Annotated in this window: 1 tRNA gene and 3 rRNA genes; all 4 read left to right on the forward strand. The window is 49.1% G+C overall.

Features of this window, described 5'->3' with window-relative positions:
- Nucleotides 1-207: 207 nt before the first annotated feature.
- A 16S ribosomal RNA gene (locus tag HMPREF3249_RS01320) occupies nucleotides 208-1,763 on the forward strand.
- 56 nt (nucleotides 1,764-1,819) lie between these two features.
- Nucleotides 1,820-1,892 (forward strand) — tRNA-Ala (locus HMPREF3249_RS01325).
- A 264-nt stretch (nucleotides 1,893-2,156) separates the two neighbouring features.
- Nucleotides 2,157-5,058, forward strand: a 23S ribosomal RNA gene (locus HMPREF3249_RS01330).
- Nucleotides 5,059-5,261: 203 nt separating this feature from the next.
- Nucleotides 5,262-5,377: ribosomal RNA gene (rrf, locus tag HMPREF3249_RS01335) — 5S ribosomal RNA — on the forward strand.
- The 16S, 23S and 5S rRNA genes sit together here with 1 tRNA gene alongside, the layout of an rRNA operon.
- The last annotated feature ends 1 nt before the right edge of the window (nucleotide 5,378 follow it).

The raw sequence follows: 5,378 nt of genomic DNA on the forward strand, positions 1-5,378 counted from the left end.
AAGAAAAATAAAAAAAGATGAAAAAAGGTATTGACAAGAAGAGAAGGAGATGATATACTAAGATAGTTGTCGCTTGAGTGGCGACAAAGACCTTTGAAAACTGAACAAGACGAACCAATGTGCAGGCGACTGTTTAAAGACAGTCCGTCAAACATTAAGAAGAAACAATAAATCTGTCAGTGACAGAAATGAGTGAGAACTCAAACTTTATATGAGAGTTTGATCCTGGCTCAGGACGAACGCTGGCGGCGTGCCTAATACATGCAAGTAGGACGCACAGTTTATACCGTAGCTTGCTACACCATAGACTGTGAGTTGCGAACGGGTGAGTAACGCGTAGGTAACCTGCCTATTAGAGGGGGATAACTATTGGAAACGATAGCTAATACCGCATAACAGTATGTAACACATGTTAGATGCTTGAAAGATGCAATTGCATCGCTAGTAGATGGACCTGCGTTGTATTAGCTAGTAGGTAGGGTAATGGCCTACCTAGGCGACGATACATAGCCGACCTGAGAGGGTGATCGGCCACACTGGGACTGAGACACGGCCCAGACTCCTACGGGAGGCAGCAGTAGGGAATCTTCGGCAATGGGGGGAACCCTGACCGAGCAACGCCGCGTGAGTGAAGAAGGTTTTCGGATCGTAAAGCTCTGTTGTTAAGGAAGAACGAGTGTGAGAATGGAAAGTTCATACTGTGACGGTACTTAACCAGAAAGGGACGGCTAACTACGTGCCAGCAGCCGCGGTAATACGTAGGTCCCGAGCGTTGTCCGGATTTATTGGGCGTAAAGCGAGCGCAGGCGGTTAGAAAAGTCTGAAGTGAAAGGCAGTGGCTCAACCATTGTAGGCTTTGGAAACTGTTTAACTTGAGTGCAGAAGGGGAGAGTGGAATTCCATGTGTAGCGGTGAAATGCGTAGATATATGGAGGAACACCGGTGGCGAAAGCGGCTCTCTGGTCTGTAACTGACGCTGAGGCTCGAAAGCGTGGGGAGCGAACAGGATTAGATACCCTGGTAGTCCACGCCGTAAACGATGAGTGCTAGGTGTTAGGTCCTTTCCGGGACTTAGTGCCGCAGCTAACGCATTAAGCACTCCGCCTGGGGAGTACGACCGCAAGGTTGAAACTCAAAGGAATTGACGGGGGCCCGCACAAGCGGTGGAGCATGTGGTTTAATTCGAAGCAACGCGAAGAACCTTACCAGGTCTTGACATCCCGATGCTATTTCTAGAGATAGGAAGTTTCTTCGGAACATCGGTGACAGGTGGTGCATGGTTGTCGTCAGCTCGTGTCGTGAGATGTTGGGTTAAGTCCCGCAACGAGCGCAACCCTTATTGTTAGTTGCCATCATTGAGTTGGGCACTCTAGCGAGACTGCCGGTAATAAACCGGAGGAAGGTGGGGATGACGTCAAATCATCATGCCCCTTATGACCTGGGCTACACACGTGCTACAATGGCTGGTACAACGAGTCGCAAGCCGGTGACGGCAAGCTAATCTCTGAAAGCCAGTCTCAGTTCGGATTGTAGGCTGCAACTCGCCTACATGAAGTCGGAATCGCTAGTAATCGCGGATCAGCACGCCGCGGTGAATACGTTCCCGGGCCTTGTACACACCGCCCGTCACACCACGAGAGTTTGTAACACCCGAAGTCGGTGAGGTAACCGTAAGGAGCCAGCCGCCTAAGGTGGGATAGATGATTGGGGTGAAGTCGTAACAAGGTAGCCGTATCGGAAGGTGCGGCTGGATCACCTCCTTTCTAAGGAAAAAACGGAAGCCATTGAGTTTGTCTTGTTTAGTTTTGAGAGGTCTTGTGGGGCCTTAGCTCAGCTGGGAGAGCGCCTGCTTTGCACGCAGGAGGTCAGCGGTTCGATCCCGCTAGGCTCCATTAGGATAGAATCCTACTGAACTTAATAAAGAAGTGAAGTTGCATATGAGACTAACTTCTTAGGAAAAAAGATAAACTTCCTTGTGTTCGACGAACACAGCGTCAGTTTTCTATTTTTCTACAGAAGTTTTCGCAAGCGAACCGTCTCTTAATATCCTAAGATTAGCACATTGAAAATTGAATAACGATATCAAATAGTAACAAGAAAATAAACCGAAAACGCTGTGAATATTAATGAGTATATGACTGAGAGGTCAAAGATAAGGTTAAGTTAGTAAGGGCGCACGGTGGATGCCTTGGCACTAGGAGCCGAAGAAGGACGTGACAAACGACGAAATGCCTTGGGGAGCTGTAAGTAAGCGTAGATCCAGGGATGTCCGAATGGGGGAACCCAACAGGTAGATGCCTGTTACCCGTATCTATTAAGGATATGAGGAGGAAGACGCAGTGAACTGAAACATCTAAGTAGCTGCAGGAAGAGAAAGCAAAAGCGATTGCCTGAGTAGCGGCGAGCGAAAGGGCAAGAGGGCAAACCGAGAAGTTTACTTCTCGGGGTTGTAGGACTGCGATGTGGACTTAAAGATTATAGAAGAAGACCTTGGGAAAGGTTGCCAGAGAGAGTAAGAGCCTCGTATTTTAAATAGTCTTTATACCTAGCAGGATCCTGAGTACGGCGGGACACGAGGAATCCCGTCGGAATCTGGGAGGACCATCTCCCAACCCTAAATACTCCCTAGTGACCGATAGTGAACCAGTACCGTGAGGGAAAGGTGAAAAGCACCCCGGGAGGGGAGTGAAAGAGAACCTGAAACCGTGTGCCTACAACAAGTTCGAGCCCGTTAATGGGTGAGAGCGTGCCTTTTGTAGAATGAACCGGCGAGTTACGTTATGATGCGAGGTTAAGTTGAAGAGACGGAGCCGTAGGGAAACCGAGTCTGAAGAGGGCGCCATAGTATCATGATGTAGACCCGAAACCATGTGACCTACCCATGAGCAGGTTGAAGGTGAGGTAAAACTCACTGGAGGACCGCACCAGGGCACGTTGAAAAGTGCTTGGATGACTTGTGGGTAGCGGAGAAATTCCAAACGAACTTGGAGATAGCTGGTTCTCTCCGAAATAGCTTTAGGGCTAGCGTCGACAGAAAGATTCTTGGAGGTAGAGCACTGTTTGGGTGAGGGGTCCATCCCGGATTACCAATCTCAGATAAACTCCGAATGCCAAAGAATTATGGTCGGCAGTCAGACTGCGAGTGCTAAGATCCGTAGTCGAAAGGGAAACAGCCCAGACCACCAGCTAAGGTCCCAAAATAATTGTTAAGTGGAAAAGGATGTGGGGTTGCACAGACAACTAGGATGTTAGCTTAGAAGCAGCTATTCATTCAAAGAGTGCGTAATAGCTCACTAGTCGAGTGACCCTGCGCCGAAAATGTACCGGGGCTAAAACAATTTACCGAAGCTGTGGATCCTTTAGGGGATGGTAGGAGAGCGTTCTATGTGTGGTGAAGGTGTACCGTGAGGAGCGCTGGAACGCATAGAAGTGAGAATGCCGGTATGAGTAGCGCAAGACAGGTGAGAATCCTGTCCACCGTAAGACTAAGGTTTCCAGGGGAAGGCTCGTCCGCCCTGGGTTAGTCGGGACCTAAGGAGAGACCGAAAGGTGTATCCGATGGCCAACAGGTAGAGATTCCTGTACTAGAGTATAGAGTGAAGGAGGGACGCAGTAGGCTAACTCAAGCGTGCGAATGGAAGAGCACGTCTAAGCAGTGAGGTGTGATAGGAGTCAAATGCTTCTATCTGTAACATTGAGCTGTGATGGGGAGCGAAGTTTAGTAGCGAAGTGAGTGACGTCACACTGCCAAGAAAAGCTTCTAGCGTTAATTTATACTCTACCCGTACCGCAAACCGACACAGGTAGTCGAGGCGAGTAGCCTCAGGTGATCGAGAGAACTCTCGTTAAGGAACTCGGCAAAATGACCCCGTAACTTCGGGAGAAGGGGTGCTCAGTGTAACTGAGCCGCAGTGAATAGGCCCAAGCAACTGTTTATCAAAAACACAGCTCTCTGCTAAATCGTAAGATGATGTATAGGGGGTGACGCCTGCCCGGTGCTGGAAGGTTAAGAGGAGTGCTTAGACGTAAGTCGAAGGTATGAATTGAAGCCCCAGTAAACGGCGGCCGTAACTATAACGGTCCTAAGGTAGCGAAATTCCTTGTCGGGTAAGTTCCGACCCGCACGAAAGGCGTAATGATTTGGGCACTGTCTCAACGAGAGACTCGGTGAAATTTTAGTACCTGTGAAGATGCAGGTTACCCGCGACAGGACGGAAAGACCCCATGGAGCTTTACTGCAGTTTGATATTGAGTGTCTGTGCCACATGTACAGGATAGGTAGGAGCCAAAGAGATCGGGACGCCAGTTTCGATGGAGGCGATGTTGGGATACTACCCTTGTGTTATGGCCACTCTAACCCGGATAGGTAATCCCTATCGGAGACAGTGTCTGACGGGCAGTTTGACTGGGGCGGTCGCCTCCTAAAAGGTAACGGAGGCGCCCAAAGGTTCCCTCAGATTGGTTGGAAATCAATCGCAGAGTGTAAAGGTATAAGGGAGCTTGACTGCGAGAGCAACAACTCGAGCAGGGACGAAAGTCGGGCTTAGTGATCCGGTGGTTCCGTATGGAAGGGCCATCGCTCAACGGATAAAAGCTACCCTGGGGATAACAGGCTTATCTCCCCCAAGAGTTCACATCGACGGGGAGGTTTGGCACCTCGATGTCGGCTCGTCGCATCCTGGGGCTGTAGTCGGTCCCAAGGGTTGGGCTGTTCGCCCATTAAAGCGGCACGCGAGCTGGGTTCAGAACGTCGTGAGACAGTTCGGTCCCTATCCGTCGCGGGCGAAGGAAATTTGAGAGGATCTGCTCCTAGTACGAGAGGACCAGAGTGGACTTACCGCTGGTGTACCAGTTGTTCTGCCAAGAGCATCGCTGGGTAGCTATGTAGGGAAGGGATAAACGCTGAAAGCATCTAAGTGTGAAACCCACCTCAAGATGAGATTTCCCATAACGTTATGTTAGTAAGAGCCCTGAGAGAAGATCAGGTAGATAGGTTAGGAGTGGAAGTTGTGTGAGCAATGGAGCGGACTAATACTAATAGCTCGAGGACTTATCCGAGAAGAAGTAATGAGAACGTGAAGAAAAGCGTATGATTTATCTAAATCACTAGCTTTTTAGTTCGAATACAATTACTTAAGTAATGAAGGCAGATCTAGTAGGGATCTAGCCGGAGTACAATTTCATTGAGAAAGATAGCGTAGAGGTAAATCTTTTACAATTTGAGACGTTATTCAATTTTGAGTGTGTTAGATACTCAGCAGTTAAGTGACGATAGCCTAGGAGATACACCTGTACCCATGCCGAACACAGAAGTTAAGCCCTAGAACGCCGGAAGTAGTTGGGGGTTGCCCCCTGTGAGATATGGTAGTCGCTTAGCA

The sequence above is a fragment of the Streptococcus sp. HMSC36C04 genome (genome assembly GCF_001839535.1).
GTDB lineage: Bacteria > Bacillota > Bacilli > Lactobacillales > Streptococcaceae > Streptococcus > Streptococcus hominis.